General features: G+C 66.7%; 19 protein-coding genes. 8 read left to right on the top strand and 11 right to left on the bottom strand.

Going from position 1 to position 21,591, the window contains the following annotated elements:
- Window positions 1-89 precede the first annotated feature (89 nt).
- Together PcP3B5_RS28620 and PcP3B5_RS28615 are read left to right on the top strand one after the other, a co-directional pair.
- A complete protein-coding gene (locus tag PcP3B5_RS28620; protein ID WP_061563030.1) occupies window positions 90-836 on the top strand; it encodes a substrate-binding periplasmic protein in 747 nt (248 codons plus the stop codon).
- A gap of 148 nt (window positions 837-984) precedes the next feature.
- Entirely contained in the window at window positions 985-1,743 is a 759-nt protein-coding gene (locus PcP3B5_RS28615) for a substrate-binding periplasmic protein (RefSeq protein WP_009613827.1), read from the top strand.
- A gap of 316 nt (window positions 1,744-2,059) precedes the next feature.
- Here PcP3B5_RS28615 and PcP3B5_RS28610 read toward each other — a convergent pair whose 3' ends face one another.
- From PcP3B5_RS28610 to gpmI, 4 genes are all read right to left on the bottom strand, one after another.
- The gene (locus PcP3B5_RS28610; RefSeq protein WP_058070785.1) at window positions 2,060-2,818 is read right to left on the bottom strand and encodes a divergent polysaccharide deacetylase family protein; all 759 of its coding nucleotides are present in this window, start codon (window positions 2,816-2,818) and stop codon (window positions 2,060-2,062) included.
- A 3-nt stretch (window positions 2,819-2,821) separates the two neighbouring features.
- Window positions 2,822-4,126, bottom strand: a complete 1,305-nt coding sequence (locus PcP3B5_RS28605) for a S41 family peptidase (RefSeq protein ID WP_009613824.1) — start codon at window positions 4,124-4,126, stop codon at window positions 2,822-2,824.
- Window positions 4,127-4,153: 27 nt separating this feature from the next.
- A complete protein-coding gene (locus PcP3B5_RS28600) occupies window positions 4,154-5,440 on the bottom strand; it encodes a murein hydrolase activator EnvC family protein (protein WP_043268355.1) in 1,287 nt (428 codons plus the stop codon).
- Between the two features lie 107 nt (window positions 5,441-5,547).
- On the bottom strand, window positions 5,548-7,083 hold the full coding sequence (gene gpmI / locus PcP3B5_RS28595) for a 2,3-bisphosphoglycerate-independent phosphoglycerate mutase (protein WP_043268357.1): 1,536 nt from the start codon (window positions 7,081-7,083) through the stop codon (window positions 5,548-5,550).
- A 145-nt stretch (window positions 7,084-7,228) separates the two neighbouring features.
- Here gpmI and PcP3B5_RS28590 point away from each other — a divergent pair, with 145 nt between their 5' ends.
- The 3 genes from PcP3B5_RS28590 to secB are packed head-to-tail and all read left to right on the top strand — an operon-like array spanning window position 7,229 to window position 8,433.
- Window positions 7,229-7,651, top strand: coding sequence for a rhodanese-like domain-containing protein (locus PcP3B5_RS28590; protein WP_009613821.1), 423 nt, complete (start codon window positions 7,229-7,231; stop codon window positions 7,649-7,651).
- Window position 7,652: 1 nt separating this feature from the next.
- Window positions 7,653-7,907: a glutaredoxin 3 gene (grxC, locus tag PcP3B5_RS28585; protein WP_009613820.1), complete on the top strand. Its 255-nt coding sequence runs from the start codon at window positions 7,653-7,655 to the stop codon at window positions 7,905-7,907.
- Window positions 7,908-7,947: 40 nt separating this feature from the next.
- Complete coding sequence (gene secB / locus PcP3B5_RS28580; RefSeq protein ID WP_009613819.1) at window positions 7,948-8,433, top strand: protein-export chaperone SecB; 486 nt, start codon at window positions 7,948-7,950, stop codon at window positions 8,431-8,433.
- A 601-nt stretch (window positions 8,434-9,034) separates the two neighbouring features.
- Here the strand turns inward: secB and PcP3B5_RS28575 are convergent.
- Window positions 9,035-9,496: a hypothetical protein gene (locus tag PcP3B5_RS28575; protein ID WP_237143066.1), complete on the bottom strand. Its 462-nt coding sequence runs from the start codon at window positions 9,494-9,496 to the stop codon at window positions 9,035-9,037.
- On the opposite strand from PcP3B5_RS28575, the gene trmL reads away from it, so the two are divergent.
- The gene (gene trmL / locus PcP3B5_RS28570; RefSeq protein ID WP_061563028.1) at window positions 9,483-9,944 is read left to right on the top strand and encodes a tRNA (uridine(34)/cytosine(34)/5-carboxymethylaminomethyluridine(34)-2'-O)-methyltransferase TrmL; all 462 of its coding nucleotides are present in this window, start codon (window positions 9,483-9,485) and stop codon (window positions 9,942-9,944) included. The genes PcP3B5_RS28575 and trmL overlap by 14 nt on opposite strands.
- 589 nt (window positions 9,945-10,533) lie before the next feature.
- Here the strand turns inward: trmL and ntrC are convergent.
- The 4 genes from ntrC to PcP3B5_RS28550 all read right to left on the bottom strand — a co-directional run bounded on the left by ntrC (window position 10,534) and on the right by PcP3B5_RS28550 (window position 14,373).
- Window positions 10,534-11,964, bottom strand: a complete 1,431-nt coding sequence (gene ntrC / locus PcP3B5_RS28565; protein ID WP_009613816.1) for a two-component system response regulator NtrC — start codon at window positions 11,962-11,964, stop codon at window positions 10,534-10,536.
- Window positions 11,961-13,043, bottom strand: coding sequence for a nitrogen regulation protein NR(II) (glnL, locus tag PcP3B5_RS28560; RefSeq protein WP_009613815.1), 1,083 nt, complete (start codon window positions 13,041-13,043; stop codon window positions 11,961-11,963). The genes ntrC and glnL overlap by 4 nt, the downstream gene beginning before the upstream one ends.
- 230 nt (window positions 13,044-13,273) lie before the next feature.
- Complete coding sequence (locus PcP3B5_RS28555; RefSeq protein WP_009613813.1) at window positions 13,274-13,828, bottom strand: DUF4124 domain-containing protein; 555 nt, start codon at window positions 13,826-13,828, stop codon at window positions 13,274-13,276.
- On the bottom strand, window positions 13,828-14,373 hold the full coding sequence (locus tag PcP3B5_RS28550; RefSeq protein ID WP_009613812.1) for a DUF4124 domain-containing protein: 546 nt from the start codon (window positions 14,371-14,373) through the stop codon (window positions 13,828-13,830). The genes PcP3B5_RS28555 and PcP3B5_RS28550 overlap by 1 nt, the downstream gene beginning before the upstream one ends.
- A gap of 335 nt (window positions 14,374-14,708) precedes the next feature.
- Between PcP3B5_RS28550 and PcP3B5_RS28545 the strand changes: the two genes are divergently transcribed.
- On the top strand, window positions 14,709-15,479 hold the full coding sequence (locus PcP3B5_RS28545) for a bactofilin family protein (protein WP_009613811.1): 771 nt from the start codon (window positions 14,709-14,711) through the stop codon (window positions 15,477-15,479).
- A 15-nt stretch (window positions 15,480-15,494) separates the two neighbouring features.
- Here PcP3B5_RS28545 and PcP3B5_RS28540 read toward each other — a convergent pair whose 3' ends face one another.
- Window positions 15,495-17,720: a mechanosensitive ion channel domain-containing protein gene (locus tag PcP3B5_RS28540; RefSeq protein ID WP_420820149.1), complete on the bottom strand. Its 2,226-nt coding sequence runs from the start codon at window positions 17,718-17,720 to the stop codon at window positions 15,495-15,497.
- 564 nt (window positions 17,721-18,284) lie between these two features.
- Window positions 18,285-19,694 carry a glutamate--ammonia ligase gene (glnA, locus tag PcP3B5_RS28535; RefSeq protein WP_009613809.1) on the bottom strand — a complete coding sequence of 470 codons (1,410 nt, stop codon included), beginning with the start codon at window positions 19,692-19,694 and terminating at the stop codon, window positions 18,285-18,287.
- Window positions 19,695-20,026: 332 nt separating this feature from the next.
- On the opposite strand from glnA, the gene thiI reads away from it, so the two are divergent.
- The gene (thiI, locus tag PcP3B5_RS28530; RefSeq protein ID WP_061563027.1) at window positions 20,027-21,532 is read left to right on the top strand and encodes a tRNA uracil 4-sulfurtransferase ThiI; all 1,506 of its coding nucleotides are present in this window, start codon (window positions 20,027-20,029) and stop codon (window positions 21,530-21,532) included.
- Window positions 21,533-21,591: the final 59 nt, after the last annotated feature.

The following is a 21,591-nucleotide window of genomic DNA, read 5'->3' as shown; positions in this document are numbered from 1 at the left end:
GCGTGACGCGGTCTGAAAGATGCAAGGCCGAATGATGGCAAACTTGCGGTAAGCTCTGCGCCTTCGCTTACAACCAGGAATGTTCTGCGATGCTGAAACGCCTCCTGCTGGCCAGCTCTCTGCTGTTGGCTGGCACAGTGCATGCGGAAATCTCTCCGGACTACAGCATGGTCCTGCTGACGGAGAACTTCCCGCCCTACAACATGGCCATCAACGGCAAGAACTTCGCCCAGGAAGACAACATCGACGGCATTGCCGTGGACATCGTCCGCGAGATGTACAAGCGCGCCGGCATCAAGTACAGCATGACCCTGCGCTTCCCCTGGGAACGCATCTACAAGCTGGCGCTGGAGAAGCCGGACTACGGCGTCTTCGTCACCGCGCGGCTGCCGGAGCGGGAAAACGCCTTCAAGTGGGTCGGCCCCATCGGCCCGGACGACTGGGTGCTGCTGGCCCGCGGCGACAGCCCCATCGCCCTGAAGAGCCTGGACGAGGCGAAGAAGTACCGGGTGGGCGCCTACAAGGGCGACGCCATGGCCGAGTACCTCGCCGAGCACGGCTTCGAACCGGTGTTGGCGCTGCGCGACCAGGAGAACGCCGGCAAGCTGCAAAAGGGCGAGATCGACCTCTGGGCCAGTGGCGACCCGGCCGGGCGCTACCTGGCCAAGCAGGTCGGCGTCGGCGGCCTGAAGACGGTGCTGCGCTTCAACAGCGACCAGCTGTACCTGGCGCTGAACAAGGAAACCCCCGACGAAGTGGTGCAGAAGCTGCAGGCCGCGCTGGACAAGATGCGCGCCGAAGGCTTCGTCGACGATGTACTGAACAGCTACCTGTGATCCGCCGGCGCCGCTCGAGGGGAGCGGCGCCGCGCTGCGTTGCCGGCCACGGCCGGAGCTGTGCCAGGGATGGTGTACAGGACGGGAATCGCGTCCGCGATGCAGGGATGCCGCTAGCCATAACGATAACCAAGCGAGCGGTATGACCATGCTGAAACTCAAGACCTGCGGGCTGTTCATCGGCCTGCTGCTGGGGGCCGCCACGGCCCGCGCCGACCTGCCCGCCGACTACAAGGTGGTGCTGCTGACGGAGAACTTCCCGCCGTTCAACATGGCGGTGGACGACAAGAACTTCGCCCGCGACGAAGGCATCGACGGCATCAGCGCGGACATCGTCCGCGAGATGTTCAAGCGCGCCGGCATCGGCTACACCCTGAGCCTGCGCTTCCCCTGGGACCGGCTGTACAAGCTGACCCTGGACCGCGCCGGCTACGGCCTGTTCTCCACCACCTACACCCCCGAGCGGGTGCCGCTGTTCAAGTGGGTCGGCCCGCTGGCGAAGACCGGCTGGGTGGTGCTGGCCCCGCCGGGCAGCAAGATCACCGCGCTGAAGGACCTCAAGGAGGCCGGCAAGTACAAGCTCGGCGCCTACAAGAACGACGCTGTCAGCCAGGCGCTGGAGAGCCAGGGCATCCCGGTGATAAACGCCCTGCGCGACCAGGAGAACGTGAAGAAGCTGATGAGCGGGCAGATCGACCTCTGGGCCACCACCGACCCGGTGGGCCGCTACCTGGCCAAGCAGGAGGGCGTCAGCGGCCTGCAGACGGTGCTGCGCTTCAACGAGGCGCAGCTGTACCTGGCGCTGAACAAGGACACTCCGGACGAGGTGGTCGAGCGGCTGCAGAAGGCCCTGGACCAGATGCGCGCCGAGGGGTATGTGGACGAGGTCACCAACAATTACCTCTGAGGCCGGATCGCGGATAGAGACCGCTCCTGCGCCCGCCCTACGGTTCTGAGGATGCACGATTGTAGGAGCGGGCCCTGCCCGCGATTCGCGCGCAGGGCGCGCTCCTACAGGTGGGTTCGGAACTGTTCTATTGGGTTCCCGCGTTCGCGGGAACCCAGAAAACCGCCTAGAAGCAACAGGCCGCACCGGCGTGCTCTTCGTAGGAGCGAGCCATGCTCGCCTGCAACGGCCGGTGCTCGGTCGGGCACGGCGATGGGTATCGCTTCGCTCAACCCATCCTACGAAAAGCGCTGAGGCGCGGCCGGCGAGCGGGGGTTCAGCGGTAGACGCCATCCTTGCCATGCGCCGCCATGGCGCGGTTGCCGCGCTCGGCGATCAGCAGGTCGGGCTTCACCAGTTCGATGCCCGCCGCCTTCAGCTTCGGCAGCTCGCGCAGCAGCACCCGCAGGGTGGCCGGGCGCGGGTGGCCTATCAGCAGCGCCGAGCCCTGCTTGCGCGCCAGGGCCACGCCGCTCTGCAGCTGGCGGGCGATGCTGTCTTCATCCGGCTGGTCGTCGAGGAAAACGTCGCGGGACAGGCTGGCCAGGCCGCGCTTCTGTGCTTCGGCGGCGGCCACGGTGGCGGCGCTGGTGCGGCTGTCGAGGAAGAACAGGTGGCGTTCCTGCAGGGTGCCCATGAGCAGGTCCATGCCGGCGCGGTCGGCGGTCATGCGGCTGCCTTCGTGGTTGTTCACGCCTTGCACGTAGGGCACCGCGGCCAGCGCCGCGTCCAGGCGCCGGGCCAGTTCCGTGTGCGGCAGGTCGGGGCGCCAGGCGTAGGGGCCGCCGGCCGGGTCCATCGGCAGGTGCAGGATCAGGGTGCGCCCGCGCTGGTGGGCTTCGCGGGCCAGTTCGGCGGCGTGCGGGGTGTCCGGCATGATCGCCAGGGCCACCGCAGCCGGTAGTTCGAACACCTGGCGGTCGCGCGCCAGGTTCTGCCCGAGGTCGTCGATCACCACGCTCAGCAGCGGCCTGGCCTGTGCCTGGCCGAGCAGGGCGGCCAGGCACAGGCCGAACAGCAGCCGTGCCCGGCGCACCGGTCAGTTGCCGCGGCTGACGCTGAGCCCCTTCAGCAGGCTGAGGGCCTGGCTCAGCTGGAAGTCGCTGTCCTGCGGGGCGGCCTGGGGCGCCTTGCCCGACTGCGTCGGACGGTCCTTGCCGCCGTTGCCGTTGGCCAGGTGGCCCTGCAGGTCGGCTTCCTTGAAGCCCTCGAAGTCGCTCTGCTCGCGGGTCACCTTGGCGCGTTCCACCTCGATGTCCGGGACTATGCCCTGGGCCTGGATGGAGCGGCCGTTGGGGGTGTAGTAGAGCGCGGTGGTCAGCTTCAGGGCGCGGTCGTTGTTCAGCGGCAGCACGGTCTGCACCGAGCCCTTGCCGAAGCTGTCGGTGCCCATGAGGATGGCGCGTTTCTGGTCCTGCAGGGCGCCGGAGACGATTTCCGCCGCCGAGGCGGTGCCGCCGTTGATCAGCACCACCAGCTGCACGCCCTCGCTGGGGTCGGCCGGGTCGGCGGAGAAGCGCAGTTCGGAGTTGGGGATGCGGCCCTTGGTGTAGACGATCAGGCCCTTGGTGAGGAAGGCGTCGGCCACTTCCACCGCGGACTGCAGCACGCCGCCGGGGTTGTTGCGCAGGTCCAGGACCAGGCCCTTGAGCTTGCCCTTGTTGTCCTTCTTCAGCTGCGCCAGGGCCTTGACCACCTCGTCGCCGGTGTTGACCTGGAACTGGGTGATGCGCAGGTAGCCGTAGTTCGGCTCCAGCAGCTGGGTCTTGACGCTCTTGACCTTGATGATGGCGCGCTTGAGGCTGACGTCGAACGGCCGGCCGCCGCCGCGCACTATGGTCAGGGTGATGGACGAGCCGGGCTTGCCGCGCATGCTGTCCACCGCCTCATTCATCGACTGGCCCTTGGTCGGCTTGCCGTCGATCTGCACGATCAGGTCGCCGGGCTGGATGCCGGCCGCGGCCGCCGGGGTGTCGTCGATCGGCGAGACCACCTTGATGAAGCCGTCCTCGGTGCCCACCTCGATGCCCAGGCCGCCGAACTCGCCGCTGGTGCTTTCCTGCAGCTCGGCGAATTCTTCCGGGTCCAGGTAGGCGGAGTGCGGGTCGAGGTTGCTGAGCATGCCCTTGATGGCGTTCTCCAGCAGGGTCTTGTCGTCCACCGGCTCGACGTAGGCGGCCTTCACCCGGTCCAGGACCTCGGCGAAGGTCCGCAGTTCGTCCAGCGGCAGCGGCGCCTCCTTGCCGCTGGCCGCGGCTGGCGCGGCGGGCGGTGTCTCGGCGGCCTGGGCCGCCCCGATACCGAGCAGCAGGGCCAGGGTGATGAGACGGAAGCGATGCGACATGTTTGGCTCCTAAGGCGTGTCCGCCGCTTATCCTTGCGTGCGACACCAGGTAGTGGGGTCCGTCGGGCGGCCCTGATGACGAATGGCGAAATACACCGCCGGAGTCTCCTGCCCGCCGCTGGTGCCGACGGTAGCGATGGGATCCCCGGCCTTGACCGTATCCCCGGCGCCTTTCAGCAGACTCTGATTATGACCATAAAGGCTCAGGTATCCACCACCGTGGTCGAGGATAACCAGTAGCCCCGCGCCGCGCAGCCAGTCGGCGAACACCACCCTGCCACCATGCACGGCGCGTACCGTGGCGCCTGCGCTGGCGCCGATCAGCACGCCGTCCCAGGTGGCGCGCGGGTCGTCGCCGCGCGGGCTGCCGAAGCGCGCCAGGATGCGCCCGTTGACCGGCCAGGGCAGCTTGCCGCGGGTGGCGTCGAAGGCGCCGCCAAAGCCGGCGCCGCTGGATACCAGCGGGCCGCTGTAGTCCGCGCGGGGCTTGGGTTTCACGCTGCCGCCGCTGCTGGCCGTCTCGCGTTCGCGGCGGGCGCGCTCGCGTTCGGCGGCCAGGGCGCGCTGGCGCGCTTCCTCGGCTTCGCGGGCCTGGCGGGCGAGGGTTTCCTCGATGGTCTTGAGCACCTTGTTCAGCTCGGCCTGGGCCTGCTGGCGGTCCTGCAGCTTGCGGTTGCTGTCGCTGTAGTCGCTGTTGAGCTTGGCCAGGGCTTCCTGGCGCTGCTTGCGCACTTCGGCCAGTTCCTGGCGGCGGGCCTCGAGGTCCTGCTGCTGGGCCAGTTGCTGGCTCTTCTGCGTGGTGATGTCGCGCTCGACGTTCTCCAGCTGGCGCAGGGTCTCGTTGAAGGCGTTGAGCTGTTCCAGGCGCGCGCGGTTGATGTAGTCGTAGTAGGTGAGGGTGCGGCTGAACTTCTCGGGATGTTCCTGGTTCAGCAGCAGCTTGAGGTATTCCTCGCGGCCGCTCTGGTACGCGGCGCGGGCCTGGATGCCGATCAGCCGCTGCTGTTCAAGGCGCGCGCCCTGGAGTTTTTTTTTCTCCTCGTCCAGGCGCTGGAGCTCCTTTTCGCTCTTCTCCAGCTCCTCCTGCAGCGCTTTGACCTGCTTCTCCAGGTCGCCCATCTGGGTTTCGGTGGACTTGAGCTGCTTCTGCACCCCGGATTTCTCTTCCTGGATGCCGCTGAGGGTCTTCTTCAGCTCGGCGATGTCTTTCTGCGTCCGCTCGATCTGCTTCTGGGTGTCGGCGCGTTCGTCGGCGACGACCGCCAGCGGGCTCAGCAGGCAGATCAGCAGCAGGGAGGATAGGGCGCGATGCATGGGGTGGCGGGCACCTGGAGGCGGAATCGGCCTAGTATGCATAAAAAAATCGTTACAAGCCGCAAGCGGCGAGTGAAAAGCATCACGCCGCCTGCAGCTCGCGAGGGTCACTCCAGGGTGACGATGGATTTGCCGGTCATCTCGGCCGGCACCGGCAGGCCCATCAGCGTCAGCATGGTCGGCGCCACGTCGGCCAGCACGCCGCCTTCGCGGATGCTCAGCTTGCGCTTGCCGACGTAGATGAAGGGTACCGGCTCGCAGGTGTGCGCGGTGTGCGCCTGGCCGGTGCTCTCGTCTTCCATCTGCTCGACGTTGCCGTGGTCGGCGGTGATCAGGGCCTCGCCGCCGACCTTGTCCAGCGCCGCGGCGATGCGCCCGACGCAGGTGTCCAGGCATTCCACGGCCTTGACCGCGGCCTCGAACACGCCGGTGTGGCCGACCATGTCTCCGTTGGCATAGTTGACCACGATGACGTCGTAGCGCTGGTTTTCGATGGCCTCGACGATCCTGTCGGTGACTTCCGGCGCGCTCATTTCCGGCTGCAGGTCGTAGGTGGCGACCTTGGGCGAGGGGATGAGGATGCGTTCTTCGCCCTCGAACGGCTCTTCGCGGCCGCCGGAGAAGAAGAAGGTGACGTGGGCGTACTTCTCGGTCTCGGCGATGCGCAGCTGGGTCTTGCCGTTCTTGGCCAGGTATTCGCCGAGGACGTTGTCCAGCGACTCGGGCTTGAACGCGCTGGGCGCCGGGATGTTCGCCGAGTACTGGGTGAGCATCACGTACTCGGCCAGGTGCAGCTCGCGCTGGCGCGGGAATTCCTTGAAGCCCGGCTCGACGAAGGCGCGCGACAGTTCGCGGGCGCGGTCGGCGCGGAAGTTCATGAACACCACGGCGTCGCCATCCTCCACGCGCACCTGTTCGCCGATGCGCGTGGCCTTGACGAACTCGTCGCTCTCGCCGCGCTCGTAGGCGGCGTGCAGCGCGGCCACGGCGTCGTCGGCGGTGAATTCGGCGGCGCCTTCGGTGATCAGGTTGTAGGCGGCTTCGACGCGGTCCCAGCGGTTGTCGCGGTCCATGGCGAAGTAGCGGCCGATGATGCTGGCGGTGCGGCCCTTGCCGATGCGGGCGAAGGCCTCGTCGACCAGCTTCAGCGACGGCTCGGCGCTCTTGGGCGGGGTGTCGCGGCCGTCGAGGAAGGCGTGCAGGTAGATTTTCTGCGCGCCACGCCGGGCGGCCAGTTCGGCCATGGCGACCAGGTGGTCCTGGTGGCTGTGCACGCCGCCATCGGACAGCAGGCCGAGGATGTGCACGGCCTTGCCGGCGCCCACCGCCTTGTCCACCGCGCCGGTCAGCACCGGGTTGTCGAAGAACTCGCCGTCGCGGATGGCCTTGGTCACGCGGGTGAAGTCCTGGTAGACGACGCGCCCGGCGCCGAGGTTCATGTGGCCGACCTCGGAGTTGCCCATCTGCCCGTCCGGCAGGCCCACGTCCATGCCCGAGCCGGAGATCAGGCCGTGCGGCTGGGTGGCCAGCAGGCGGTCGAGATTCGGCTTCTTCGCGGCGAAGATGGCGTTGTACTCGGGGCTGTCGCTATGGCCGAAGCCGTCCAGGATGATCAGGACCAGGGGTTTGGGCGATGCTGTCATAGGTGCGGCTCTTTCCAAAACGGGGGTCAGAAAAGGATCGGCATTTTACCGTCTGGGTGCGACGGGCGCCATGATTGGCAGGGTTCAGCCGTCAGGAGGGCGCGTGTATACTGGCCGGCATTTTTACCTGTGGATGCCTTGCGCCATGTCGTCGTTCCTTCCCCGTCTGATCGAATTCGCCACCCATCACTACCTGCTGGTCGGCGCCCTGGTGGTGCTCCTGGTCCTGCTCGCGCTGCACGAGCTGAACAAGGCCGGCCGCGCGCTGTCGACCCGCGAGCTGACCGCGCTGGTCAATGCCGAGCAGGGTGTCGTACTGGACATCCGCCCGAGCAAGGAGTTCTCCGGCGGCCACATCTCCGGCTCGCTGAACATCCCGGCGGACAAGCTGAACAGCCGCATGAGCGAGCTGGACAAGCACAAGGCCAAGACCATCATCGTGGTCGACGCCATGGGCCAGCACGCGGGTACCTGGTGCGGCGTGCTGAAGAAGGCCGGCTACAACGTGGCCAAGCTGGGCGGCGGCATCGGCAGCTGGCGCGGCGACAACCTGCCCCTGGTGAAGTGAGATGCAGGCGGTTCTGATATACACCACGGCCTGGTGCCCCTACTGTATCCGCGCCAAGGCGCTGCTGGACAAGAAGGGCGTGGCCTACGAGGAGATCGGCGTGGACGGCAAGCCCGACCTGCGCGCCGAAATGAGCCGCAAGGCCGGCCGTACCTCGGTACCGCAAATCTGGATCGGCAGCACCCACGTCGGCGGCTGCGACGATCTGTACGCGCTGGAGCGCGCGGGCAAGCTGGATGCGCTGCTGTCGGCGTGATCCCCTTATTACTGCAAACGAGCCATAAGAAGGTCCTGAAATGACTGAGCAATCTAGCAACGGCGCCAACGAGCAAGAAAACGGCCCGCAGTTCTCCCTGCAGCGCATCTACATCCGCGACCTGTCCTTCGAAGCGCCGAAGGCTCCGGAAATCTTCCGCCAGGAATGGCAGCCGGCGATCAGCATGGACCTGAACACCCGCCAGAAGCAGCTCGACGGCGACTTCTACGAAGTGGTGCTGACCGTTTCGGTGACCGTGAAGAACAAGGACGACGTGGCCTTCATCGTCGAAGTGCAGCAGGCCGGCATCTTCCTGATCAAGGGCCTGGACGCTTCCAGCATGAGCCACACCCTGGGCGCCTTCTGCCCGAACATCCTCTTCCCCTACGCCCGCGAAGCCCTGGACAGCCTGGTGGTGCGCGGCTCGTTCCCGGCGCTGATGCTCTCGCCGGTGAACTTCGACGCCCTGTACGCCCAGGAAATCGCCCGCCTGCAGGCTTCCGGCGAGATTCCTTCGGTCCAGTAAGGTCCGTCGCAGCGAAGAAAGGCGCCCAAGGGCGCCTTTTCTTTTGCCCATCCGATAGCGAAGCGCTCTTCGTAGAATGGGTTGAGCCTTGGCGAAACCCATGCGGTCATGGCGATGGGTATCGCTTCGCTCAACCCATCCTACGGGGAGATCGGGGCCGGCGCGTTCAACTTTGGTGCGCGTGCACTAGCAAGGCGCCTTCTCGGCCAGCCTGTGCGGGCATTTCGGCCATGCCTTTTGTGCCAGGGAATTCACTTGCAAATTTGCTGCAGGCCCCATGAATACTGGCCTGCACGGCTGTTCAGCATGGGGAGCCCAGCCCGTCGACAAAACTGGCACAGCCCCTGCAATAGTCCCAATAACGATTTCGGGGGCCTCGGTACAGGCAGGCTGGGGAAACCCCACTTTTACACAAGGCGCGCCGCCGCGGCCCGATGCGGTGGAAGGCGTGAACGGTTCGGGGGTCCTGGTACAGGCAGGCCGGGGAAACCCCCTTTTTACACCGGAGGTTCGCGATGCGGCCTCCGCCCCTTTCGGGGTCCTCGGTTCAGGCAGGCCGGGGAATCCCCTTCTTTCTTCCCGAGGGTGGCCGCCGGCGCCCTCAGCGCAGTTGCGGATGGACCCGCAGCACCCAGTCCCCGTCCTTCTCCTCGCTGTCCCAGCTACCGCCCAGGTGGCGGGTGGAGAGCAGGGTTATCCACAGTTCTCCCTCCCGGGTTTCCACGCGCCAGCGCAAGGGTTGGCCGTCCAGGCGCATCTGGCCCTCGGCGGCCGCGCCCGCTGCCCGCACGCGCAGCGCCAGGGCTCCCTCGATCTGCCCGGCCTCGACCCCGGCACTCTGGTCGAAGCGCAGCAGCAGAACACCGTCCTGCGCCTGGACGGCGAGCAGGTGCGGCTCGCCCGGCGTGGGCCCGGTGAGGCGGCCGAGCATCAGGCCGATCATCAGCCCGCCGATGGCCAGCGCCGAAAACACCCGCAGCCACGGCCGGGGCCGCACATCCGCCGCCGCGGGAGTAGAATGCCGGCCGTCCTCAGGCCCGGAGCGCTGCATGTTCCACGTCATCCTCTTCCAACCGGAAATTCCACCCAATACCGGCAACATTATCAGGCTCTGCGCCAATTCCGGCTGCAGCCTGCACCTGATCGAGCCGCTGGGCTTCGAACTGGACGACAAGCGCCTGCGCCGCGCCGGGCTGGATTACCACGAATACGCCCCGGTGCAGCGCTATGCGAGCCTGGAGGAATGCCTGGATAAGCTCGGCCACCCACGCCTGTTCGCCTTCACCACCAAGGGCTCCCACGCTTTCCACGAAGTCGCCTACCAGCGTGGCGACGCCTTCCTGTTCGGCCCGGAAAGCCGTGGCCTGCCGGAAGAGGTGCGCAACGCGCTACCGCCGGAGCAGCGCCTGCGCCTGCCGATGCGCCCGGATAGCCGCAGCCTGAACCTGTCCAATACTGTCGCCGTGACTGTCTATGAAGCCTGGCGCCAGCTCGGCTTCGCCATGGATTGAGCAGCGATTGATCGATCCGGCGCAGGGCCCGTGGGGCCTGCGCCGCAGCCATTCATCCCAAGGTTGTCCACAGGTGGGCGCACAGCGGTTGTGGGCAACGTGGGAAATCCTGCACAGAATTCAGTCGGGGCTGTGAGGGGCGCGGGGCCTGGGCTGCGGGGGGATCGATCCCCGGGCTGTGCACAGGGTTATCCACAGGTTCTGGGGGTATTTCGGGGGTGTTGTAGGAGCGAGCTTGCTCGCGAACCGTGTTACCCCTTGGCGACGGTGTGTCGGCTCAACTCCGCCCCTCTCCCTAGCCCTCTCCCTGAAGGGAGAGGGGACTGTTCGGTGTGCTCGGGTGTTTCGGCGTTAGCCGGCTTGTACCGAGCACCCGGCTGACACCAAATCCCCTCTCGGCACGGACAAGCCCCCTCTCCCTTCAGGGCGGGGCGCGCAGCCGAGGGCTGGGGGAGAGGGTGTTCTTCAGGGCGCACACCATCCCCACCGGCAGAACTCCCTTCGCGAGCAAGCTCGCTCCTACAAGGTGCAAGAACACTCCCCCACGAAAAAGGGGCCCCAGGGCCCCTTCGATCGCTCCAAGGGTGCTTCAGTCGTCGCCTTCGTCGTCCGGGCCGTCCACTTTCATGCCCAGTTCCTTGATCTTGCGCGTCAAGGTGTTCCTTCCCCAGCCCAGCAGCACGGCGGCGTCGCGGCGGCGGCCGGCGGTGTGCTTCAGGGCGGTCTCGATCATGATCCGCTCGAAGGCCGGCACGGCGCTGTCCAGCAGGCTCGACTGGCCGCGGCCCAGGGCCTGGTCGGCCCAGTGGCGCAGGGCCTGTTCCCAGTTGGCCGCCGGCAGGCTGTCCTGGGGCTGGGTCAGCAGCTCCGGCGGCAGGTCGTCGATGTGCACTTCGCGGCCGGAGGCCATCACCGTGATCCAGCGGCAGGTGTTCTCCAACTGGCGCACGTTGCCCGGCCAGCCGAGGTTCTTCAGGTAATCCTCGGTCTCGGGCTTGAGCAGCTTGGGCTCCACCGCCAGCTCTTGCGCGGCGCGGGCGAGGAAGTGCCGGGCCAGCGCCGGGATGTCCTCGCGGCGGTCGGCCAGGCGCGGGATGTGGATGCGGATGACGTTCAGGCGGTGGAACAGGTCCTCGCGGAACTTGCCCTCGCGCACCAGGTTTTCCAGGTTCTGGTGCGTTGCGGCGATGATGCGCACGTCGACCTTCACCGGGGTGTGGCCGCCGACGCGGTAGAACTCGCCGTCGGCCAGCACGCGCAGCAGGCGCGTCTGGGTGTCGGCCGGCATGTCGCCGATCTCGTCGAGGAACAGGGTGCCGCCGTCGGCCTGCTCGAAGCGCCCGCGGCGCTGCGCGGCGGCGCCGGTGAAGGCGCCCTTCTCGTGGCCGAACAGTTCGGACTCCATCAGGTCCTTGGGGATCGCCGCCATGTTCAGCGCGATGAACGGCTCGGCCGCGCGCGGACTATGGCGGTGCAGGGCGTGGGCGACCAGTTCCTTGCCGGTGCCCGACTCGCCGTTGATCAGCACGGTGATGTTGGAGTGGCTGAGGCGGCCGATGGCGCGGAACACCTCCTGCATCGCCGGCGCTTCGCCGATGATCTCCGGGGTGCGCGCCTGGTTGGCCGGCGCCTCCAGGCCCTGCTGTTCCTGGGCGTGCTGGTTGGCGCGCTTGACCAGGGACACGGCCTCGTCGACGTCGAACGGCTTGGGCAGGTATTCGAAGGCGCCGCCCTGGTAGGAGGCCACCGCGCTGTCCAGGTCGGAATGGGCGGTCATGATGATCACCGGCAGGCGCGGGTGCAGCTCGCGGATCTGCGCCAGCAGGTCGAGGCCGCTGGAGCCGGGCATGCGGATGTCCGAGATGATCACGTCCGGCTGCTGCCGGCCGAGGCGGTGGATGACGCTGTCGGCGTTCTCGAAGCTGACGGTGGTCATGCCTTCCTGTTGCAGGGCTTTTTCCAGTACCCAGCGGATGGAGCGGTCGTCGTCGACGATCCAGACGGTCTCTGAACGGCTCATGGGTGGTGCACTCCTTGTTCCAGGGGCAGGAACAGACTGAATACGGTGTGGCCGGGGTGGCTCTCGCATTCGACCAGCCCCTGGTGCTGGCTGATGATGTTCTGGGTGATGGCCAGGCCCAGCCCGGTGCCGTCCGGGCGGCCGCTGACCATGGGGTAGAAGATGGTGTCCTGCAGCTCGGCCGGGATGCCCGGGCCGTTGTCGATGATTTCCACCTTGCACACCAGGCGGTGGCGCGTGTGGCCGATGGTGAACTGGCGCAGGGTGCGGGTGCGCAGGGTGATGCGGCCCAGGCGCAGTTCGTTGTGCGCGGCGATGGCCTGCATGGCGTTGCGCACGATGTTGAGCACCGCCTGGATCATCTGCTCGCGGTCGAGCAGCAGGTCGGGAATGCTCGGGTCGTAGTCGCGGATCAGCGGGATGCTGCCCTGGGTCTCGGCGCCCACCAGGCTGCAGACGTGCTCCAGCACCTCGTGGATGTTGGTCACCCGCAGTTGCGGCAGCTTGTTCGAGCCGAGCATGCGGTCCACCAGGTTCCGCAGGCGGTCGGCCTCTTCGATGATGACGTTGGTGTAGTCCTTGAGCGACTCGTCCGGCAACTCGCGGGACAGCAGCTGGGCCGCGCCGCGGATGCCGCCCAGGGGGTTCTTGATCTCGTGGGCCAGGCCGCGCACCAGCAGCTTGGTGGTCTCCTGCTTGGACAGCTGGGCCTCTTCCTTGGTGATGCGCATCAGCCGGTCGCGCGGGTGGACTTCCAGCAGCAGCAGGGTCTCGCGGCGGTTGAGGATGGGCGTCACCGCGTAGTCGACGGTGATGCTCTGGCCGGTGAGCGAGGTCAGGGTGGCTTCGCGCTTGGTGAACGGGTGCGCTTCCTCCACCGCCTGGCGCAGCGACTGCAGGGCCTCCTGGGATTCGGTGAACAGCTCGCTGATGAACTGCCCGTGGCTACGTTGGCCGCTGACCGCCAGGAGCATCTCGGCGGCCGGGTTCATGTACTCCAGGCGCAGTTCGGCGTTGAGCAGGATCACCGCCGTGGTGAGGTTGTCGAGCAACAGTCTGAGCTGGGTTTCTGTAGGCATGGCGGACAGGCGTTCCAAGGTTGGGCAGGAAAATGCAAAAAGCAAACCAAGCCCCGAAAAGACGCGCCAGGCCGCGATCTGCGCCGACTCGTGGCATTTCCTCAAGGAAAATGGGCCGTCGTCGTGACCCGAAATGGGGAGAGTATAGAAAGTGGTGCAGGTGCGCGCACCAAAGTGGTGCGCATCTTCGGGGAAGGCTTCTTAAGAGGGCGTGCGAAAATTCGCTGGGTTCAGGGGCGCGATGCCAGGGCGGGCCGCTCGCCGGCGTCGCTTTCGGCGACCGATACGCGCTTCATGTGGAACGGCTGGTTGGGCGTCTGTTCCAGGGTCTGGCCGCGCTGGTCGAGGATCTCCACCGACAGCTGGTGGGTGCCGCGATCGAGGTTGTGCAGGGGGAACACCGGGCTGCGGCTTGGCTCGCCCACCGGAACGCCGTCGAGGAACAGCCGGAAGCTGTGCCCGGGCAGCAGGTTGGGGTCGCTGGAGACGGTGACGATCAGCTCGCCGTTGTTGGCGCGGACGGTGGCGTCGGGCTCGGGCACCAGGATGCGCAGCACCTGGTATTGCGGCGGCTGCGGCGGCAGGGCCGAGGCGGCGGGCGCGTACAGCGGCGGGGGCATGTTCGGCATGCCGTTGGGCGGCGCCAGGTTCAGGCGCTGGGCGTTGCTGCGCCTGGGCTGGTCGGTGAAGACGCGGTTGCCGTCCTTGTCGATGTAGGTATAGACCTCGGCGCTGGCCTGGAACGCCGCCAGCAGGAGCAGGCCGAGCAGCAGGGCGCGTTTCATCAGTTGCCGCTCCTCGGCATGGGCCGGACGCGCGCGGGGCTGTTGGTGCTGATGCGCTGCAGGGTGAAGTTCACCGGCGCGCTGGACTGCAGCACACGGTCGCCCTGCACCACGTCCACCGAGAGGCTGTGGTCGCCGCGTTCGAGGTTGTTCAGGCTGAAGCGCGTGGAGCTGCTGGGCGCGCCGTAGGGCTGACCGTCCAGGCGCAGTTGCAGGCGGTCGCCCATGGCCAGTTGCGGCTGGATGGCCACCTCGATGTCGAAGTTGCCGTCGTTGGCGCGCAGGGCCTCCTCGTCGGGCAGCCCGGTGATGGCCAGGATGGCGTAGCGGGCCTGGCGCTGCTCGCCATCGCCGCTGCCCATGGGCGCGCCGGGCTGCTGGGCGCCCACGGTGTTGGTCGGCGGCAGTTCCACCGGCTTGGCGTCCACGCCGCTGGGCGGCTGGTTGGTGAATACCGTCTTGCCGTTGGCGTCGGTGTACTTGTAGATCTGCGCGCTGGCCGGCACGGCCAGGGCGAGCAGCAGGCAGAGGACTGGCACGCGCATGCGTGATCTCCCGGAAGACAATGGGCTAAGCCTTGCATCGGCGCCGACGGGTGGCAAGTGAAACGCCATCACGCCGCCGGGTTTGCGCGGGAGTTAACAGTGCGCAGCCGACGGAGTGCTGCTGCTTTTGTCGAACTTATTTGATATCTAGCGTGGTTTCGTTGTTGATCTCTGCGTTTTCTGACAAATGTCAAGGGTACTTCCCGGGGCATGGCTTGAGATAGGCGCACTGAATCGTACGCGCGCCCCTTCGCCGGGGCGCCCAGAGTGAACGCCATGTCCATCCCTTCGTCCCGCCGCCTGCGGGCCGGCCCCTTCAGCGGGAGGCGCCTAGCATGACCCTTCTGCTGCCGCTGTTCATCGCCCTGTTGCTGGTGGCCTTGCCGCGCCTGTTGCCGCTGCCCGTCGTCAGCACCGCCAGCGTGCCGGCCGGCGCCGCCGCGGCCACCTGGCACGCCTGCGAACTGCCCGAGCCGCCGTCGTTGCCGAAGCCGCAGGCCAGCACGGCGCCGAACAACCTGCTCTACCTGCCGCTGGGCCTGCACCCGGCCGATCGCTGCCTGCACGGGCCGCTGGTGGTGGAGGGGCTGGTGCGCATCCGCCCGCCGCTGCAGTTCTGGCGCATCTGCGCGGGCGAGATCCGCTTCGGCGACTGTTCGCGCACGCCGACCGGAATCGTCGCTGCCGGCAGCGGCCGGCGCCAGGTCGAGGAAGGCGAGTACCGCGTGGCCGCCGGCGGCTGCCAGGAAGGCGACCTGCTGGTGCGCGGCGACCTGTATCTCGGCCGCTATTCCCGCGTGCTCGGCTCGGTGCGGGTCGAGGGTGGCGTGTGGATGGACGAAGGCGCGGAAGTGGCCGGCGCCATCCTGGCCCGGGGTTCGGTGCGCGTCGGCCGCCGCTCGCGCGTCGCCGGGCCGCTGAGCGCCGGGCGCAGCGTCAGCCTGGGGCGCGATTGCGTGGTCGGCGCGCAGGGCTCGCCGACCAGCATCAACGCCGAGCGGGTGCGGATCAACGAGGGCTGCAAGGTCTATGGCCAGGTGACGGCCGAGAAGGGCGCCCAGGTCAATGCCCGGGCCGGCGCCGAGGCCCCGCGCAAGCCGGTCTGAACCGCGCCGGCGGCCTCAGATGCCGCCGTCGGCGGGCTCGGCGTGGTCCTGCGGGCCTTCCTCGCGTGGCTTGCGCATGCGTGAGAGCTGCACGTTCAGGCGCGGCATGGCCAGTTCCAGCCCGGCTTTGTCCAGCTTCTGGCGCAGGCGCAGGTTGAAGGCGCGCTGCACTTCCCACTGGCGGATCGGCGCGGTCTTGAAGCGGAAGCGCAGGATCGCCTGGCCATTGTCGAAGCTCTCGACGCCCTGCATTTCCAGCGGCGACCAGATCGCCCGGTTGATGCTGCGGTCGTTGCGCAGCTCGCCGGCCACGTCTTTCACCAGCGCCAGGGCGTCGTCGATCGGCATGCTCGCCGGCACCGGCCAGCGGAACATGGCGTAGCCGAACTGCCGCGAGTAGTTCTTGATGCTCTTGATCTCGCTGAACGGGATGGTGTGCACCACGCCGTCCAGGTCGCGCAGGCGCACGGTGCGGATGGTCAGGCCCTCGACCGTGCCCAGGTGGCCGCCGACGTCGACGTAGTCGTCGATCGACAGCGAGTCCTCGATGATGATGAACAGCCCGGTGATCAGGTCGGCCACCAGCGACTGCGCGCCGAAGCCGATGGCCAGGCCGATGACGCCGGCGCCGGCCAGCAGCGGCGTGACGTTCATGCCCATGTTGGCCAGCGCGACGATCAGCGCGATCACCGCGATGGTGATGAACAGCACGTTGCGGATCAGCGGCAGCATGGTCAGCGCGCGGGTGTTGGCGCGGTTCTTCCCGCCCAGGCCGAGGCTGTGCTGCACCGCGGTGTCGGTGAGAATCCAGATCAGCCAGGCCACCAGCAGGGTGCTGCCGAAGCTGATCAGCTTGAGGCTGATCTGCGAGCCGTCGCCCTCGGCGAAGCCGATCAGCGACATGCCCCAGACGCGCAGGCCCACTTCCAGGAACACCAGCAGCGTGGCCAGGTGCAGCAGGGTGTAGCCGAAGTTCTGCAGCTGCTCGATGTAGGGCGCGCTGCGCCGGCTGCTGCGTTGCGCCGAGCGCAGGTGGGCGCGGCGGATCAGGCCGTTGACGGTCATCGCCACCACCGCGATCAGCGCGCACAGCAGGGCCCGGCGCAGGGCGTAGCTGCTGTCGCCGGCGGTGACCACGGTGGCGAACAGCGAGATGCCCACCAGCAGCAGGACCGGCACGTACCACAGCGAGCCGACCAGCTCCACCAGCTCGTGCAGGCTGCGGCGCTTGAGGCGGCGCTCCAGCGGCTGGTTGCGGATCAGGTGGGCGATGGGCCGGCGGAACTGCAGGACGAACAGGGCGGTGAACAGCGCGGCGCAGATGTTCGCCAGCGAGCCCACGGTCAGCGCGGTGTTCTGCCCGAGGCTGTCGGTCACCCGCGGGTCGTGCATCACCTCGCCCAGGGCGGCCAGGCTGCCGATCAGCCACAGCGGGCGGAAGGCGCGGCGCCGCAGGATGTCCAGGGCGCGCGTGCGGTGCGGGCCGCCGAGCAGCGACAGGGAAATCACGCAGAGCGCGGAGAACAGCGTGCCGCACACCAGCACGTAGGCGATCACCATGGCCACCAGCTTGCCCAGGGAGCTGGGCAGCACCACGGAGAGGTACACGGTGATCAGGAAGGCCACCAGCCAGGGCCCCAGCTTGCGCAGGGCGAACAGCAGCAGGTCGCGGGTCTTGGGGTGCTGGGGCAGTTCGTCGGCCAGGCCGAAGCGCTCGCGCATGCGCCGCGCCAGCCAGCGCAGGCCCAGGGCCAGGCAGGCCCAGAGGAGGAGCACCAGGGAGAAGTCGAGGATCATCCCCGGCCATTCCTGCCAGGACGGCGTGCGCTCCTGCAGCTCCACGCCGGCCTGCTGGAACAGGCCGCTCCAGCGCAGCGTCGGGCTGTTGGCGCCTTCGAAGCGCTTCTCCAGGCTGCCCAGGGTGTCGCCGAGCAGGCCGAGCACGCCGCTCTGGTCCTCCGCGCCCTTCTTGGTGGCGTCGCGCAGCTGCTTGAGCTTCTTCAGCAGGTCGCTGCGCTGCTGGTCGTTCTCCAGGGTCTTGATCACCTGGTCCAGCGACTGCTGCAACTGGGCGTCGCTGACCTTGGCATCGCCACCGGTCACGCCGGGGATGCTGGGCAGCGCGGCGGACGCCGGCCCGGCGAGGAGCAGGCCCAGGCTGAGGCAGCACAGCAGCAGGAAGCGGCGAAGAAGATCGGTCACGAACGGGCACTCCGGAGCAGGCGAAACTCGGCACATCATACAGATGCCGGGGGCTGAGCCGAATTGGAGGGGAGATGCTCGCTTTGTAGGAGCGACTGCCTTGCGCCGAGGCGCTCTTCGTAGGATGGGTTGAGCTTGCGATACCCATGCTGCCGTGGTGATGGGTCGCTTCGCTCAACGCCATCCTACGAAAAGCCGTGCTTCCCTGGAACTGTAGGAGCGAGCTTGCTCGCGAAGGGGGCCAGGTGGGCTGGGTGTTTCGGTTTGACGCCGCTCCCTCTCCCCAGCCCTCTCCCTGAAGGGAGAGGGGGCTAGTCCGCGCCGAGAGGAGGAATGGTTTCAGTCGGACACCAACGGCGCTGCCGGCTGACTCAGGAATATCCAAGTACTCCAAACGGTCCCCTCTCCCTTCAGGGAGAGGGTTAGGGAGAGGGTGCTCTTGAGGATGCACACCGCCCCCAACGACAGGACACCGTTCGCGAGCAAGCTCGCTCCTACGAAAAGAAAAGCAGCAACCCTGCGCACGCCCAATAAAACACACCCAATAAAAAAGGCCTCCCGAAGGAGGCCTTAATGTTGCCGCTACTTATAGGTATTCGTGGATCAGACGCTGTAGTACAGGTCGTATTCCAGCGGGTGCACGAAGGTGCGCACCTTGATTTCTTCCTCGGACTTCAGCTCGATGTAGGCATCGATGAACTCGTCGGTGAACACGCCGCCCTTGGTCAGGAACGCGCGGCCCTTGTCGAGTTCTTCCAGCGCCTCTTTCAGGCTGCCGCAAACCTGCGGGATTTCCTTCGCCTCTTCCGGCGGCAGGTCGTACAGGTTCTTGTCGGCGGCATCGCCGGGGTGGATCTTGTTCTGGATGCCGTCCAGGCCGGCCATCAGCAGCGCGGCGAAGCACAGGTAGGGGTTGGCCGCCGGGTCCGGGAAGCGCGCTTCGATGCGGCGGGCTTTCGGGCTGGTGACGTAGGGGATACGGATCGAGGCGGAACGGTTGCGGGCCGAGTAGGCCAGCATGACCGGGGCTTCGAAGCCCGGGACCAGACGCTTGTAGGAGTTGGTCGACGGGTTGGTGAAGCCGTTCAGGGCCTTGCCGTGCTTGATGATGCCGCCGATGAAGTACAGGGCGGTGTCGGACAGGCCGGCATAGCCTTCGCCAGCGAAGGTGTTCTTGCCATCCTTGGAGATGGACATGTGCACGTGCATGCCCGAGCCGTTGTCGCCGTACAGCGGCTTCGGCATGAAGGTCACGGTCTTGCCGTAGGCGTCGGCGACGTTGTGCACGCAGTACTTCAGGGTCTGGACTTCGTCGGCCTTGGCCACCAGGGTGTTGAACTTCACACCGATTTCGTTCTGGCCGGCGGTGGCGACTTCGTGGTGGTGAACTTCGACCACCAGGCCCATTTCTTCCAGGGCGTTGCACATGGCGGTACGGATTTCGTGGTCGTGGTCGACCGGCGGTACCGGGAAGTAGCCGCCCTTCACGCCCGGACGGTGACCCTTGTTGCCCGACTCGATGTCGGCGTCGGTGTTCCAGGAAGCCTGCTCGGAGAAGATCTTGAACATCGAGCCGGAGATGTCGGACTTGAACTTCACTTCGTCGAAGATGAAGAACTCCGGCTCCGGGCCGACGAAGACGGTGTCGCCGATGCCGGTGGACTTCAGGTATTCCTCGGCGCGCTTGGCGATGTTGCGCGGGTCGCGCTCGTAGCCTTGCATGGTGCTCGGCTCGATGATGTCGCACACCAGGATCAGGGTCGGCTCTTCGGTGAACGGGTCCAGCACGGCGGTGCTGTCGTCCGGCAGCAGGATCATGTCGGAGGCTTCGATGCCTTTCCAGCCGGCGATGGAGGAGCCGTCGAACATCTTGCCGGCTTCGAAGAAGTCATCGTCCAGCGCGTCGCGGGCCGGCATGGTGACGTGCTGCTGCTTGCCTTTGGTATCGGTGAAGCGCAGGTCTACCCACTTCACGTCATGGTCTTTGATCAGTTGGTGCGACTTGTACGACATGCTGTCCTCCAGGAGGGATTAGAGCTGGGAGCTTTCTGTGCCCCAGTATCGGGTGATGCCGGCCGGAATACTCCGCCAGGGCAACCTGCCTCACAAGAGAGCAAGTAGCGTGCCAGTGCCCGATTTTGGACAGGGCCCCGCGCTACAGGGCTTTGCGCACGGTAGCTGGCGCGAATGACGGAATTGTTGCACCGATTTGGTGCTACACAATGGTGCGTGCGTCCATTTTGGTGCACCAAAAAGAATCTGCGCTCGACTGCTCAAGTCTTGAGCAATTTCAGGTATAATTCCGCCCCTTTTTTTCGTCCCTTCGGGCTCGTGCCTTTTCTCGCATGAAACTCATCGTCAAGGTCTTCCAGGAAATCACCATCAAGAGCCGGCCGGTGCGCAAGCGCTTCATCCGCCAGCTCGCGAAGAACATCCGCACCGTGCTGCGCGACCTGGACCCGGCGCTGCTGGTCGAGGGCGAGTGGGACAATCTTGAAGTGGAAACCCGGGTGACCGACGCCAAGGCCCTGCGCGAGATGATCGAGCGCCTGACCTGCGTGCCGGGCATCGGCCACTTCCTGGAAGTGCACGAATACCCGCTGGGTGACTTCGACGACATCCTCGAGAAGTGCAAGCAGCACTTCGGCCACCTGTTGCCGGGCAAGATCTTCTCCATGCGCTGCAAGCGCGCCGGCAAGCACGCCTTCACCTCCATGGACGTGGAACGCTACGTCGGCGGCGGCCTGCGCCAGCACTGCGGCGCGGCCGGGGTATCGCTGAAGAACCCGGAAGTGCAGGTACGCGTGGAAATCCGCCACGACCGCCTGTACGTCATCCACGCCCAGCACGAGGGCCTGGGCGGTTACCCGCTGGGCGCCCTGGAGCAGGTGCTGGTGCTGATGTCCGGCGGCTTCGACTCCACCGTGGCGGCCTACCAGATGATGCGCCGCGGGCTGATCAGCCACTTCGTGTTCTTCAACCTCGGCGGCCGCGCCCACGAGCTGGGCGTGATGGAAGTGGCCCACTACCTGTGGGAGAAGTTCGGCCGCTCGCAGCGCGTGCTGTTCGTCAGCGTGCCCTTCGAGGAAGTGGTCGGCGAGATTCTCACCAAGGTCGACGACAGCTACATGGGCGTGACCCTAAAGCGCATGATGCTGCGCGCCGCCAGCCGCGTGGCCGAGCGCCTGGAGCTGAACGCGCTGGTCACCGGCGAGTCGATCTCCCAGGTGTCCAGCCAGACGCTGCCGAACCTCTCGGTGATCGACCGGGTGACCGACACCCTGGTGCTGCGCCCGCTGATCGTCAGCCACAAGCAGGACATCATCGACACCGCGACCAGGATCGGCACCGCAGAGTTCGCCAAGCACATGCCCGAGTACTGCGGCGTGATCTCGGTGAACCCGACCACCCAGGCCAAGCCCTACCGCGTCGAGCACGAAGAGACCAAGTTCGACATGGCCGTGCTCGACCGCGCCCTGGAGCGCGCCACCCAGATGACCGTCGACCGCGTCATCGACGAGCTGGGCAAGGACCTGCCGGTTGAGATGGTCGACGAGGTGCTGCCCGGGCAGATCGTGGTCGACATCCGCCACCCCGACGCCCAGGAAGATGAACCCCTGGCGCTGGAAGGCATCGAAGTGCTGGCCATGCCGTTCTACGCGATCAACAGCAAGTTCAAGGAACTGGACCCCAACCGCCAGTACCTCCTGTATTGCGACAAGGGCGTGATGAGCCGCCTGCACGCCCATCACCTGGTCAACGAAGGGCACACCAATGTGCGGGTCTACAGGCCCGTTGGGCAGCTGCAAGCTGTAAGCGGCAAGCTGCAAGAGAAGAGCGGTCCCGCATGATCCTGTGCCGCATCAGTCGAAACGCAACCTGGCGCAGGCATCCTCCGGACGTCCGTACC

The organism is Pseudomonas citronellolis (assembly GCF_001586155.1).
Classification (GTDB): domain Bacteria; phylum Pseudomonadota; class Gammaproteobacteria; order Pseudomonadales; family Pseudomonadaceae; genus Pseudomonas; species Pseudomonas citronellolis.
This window is presented reverse-complemented; position numbering and strand designations above follow the sequence as displayed.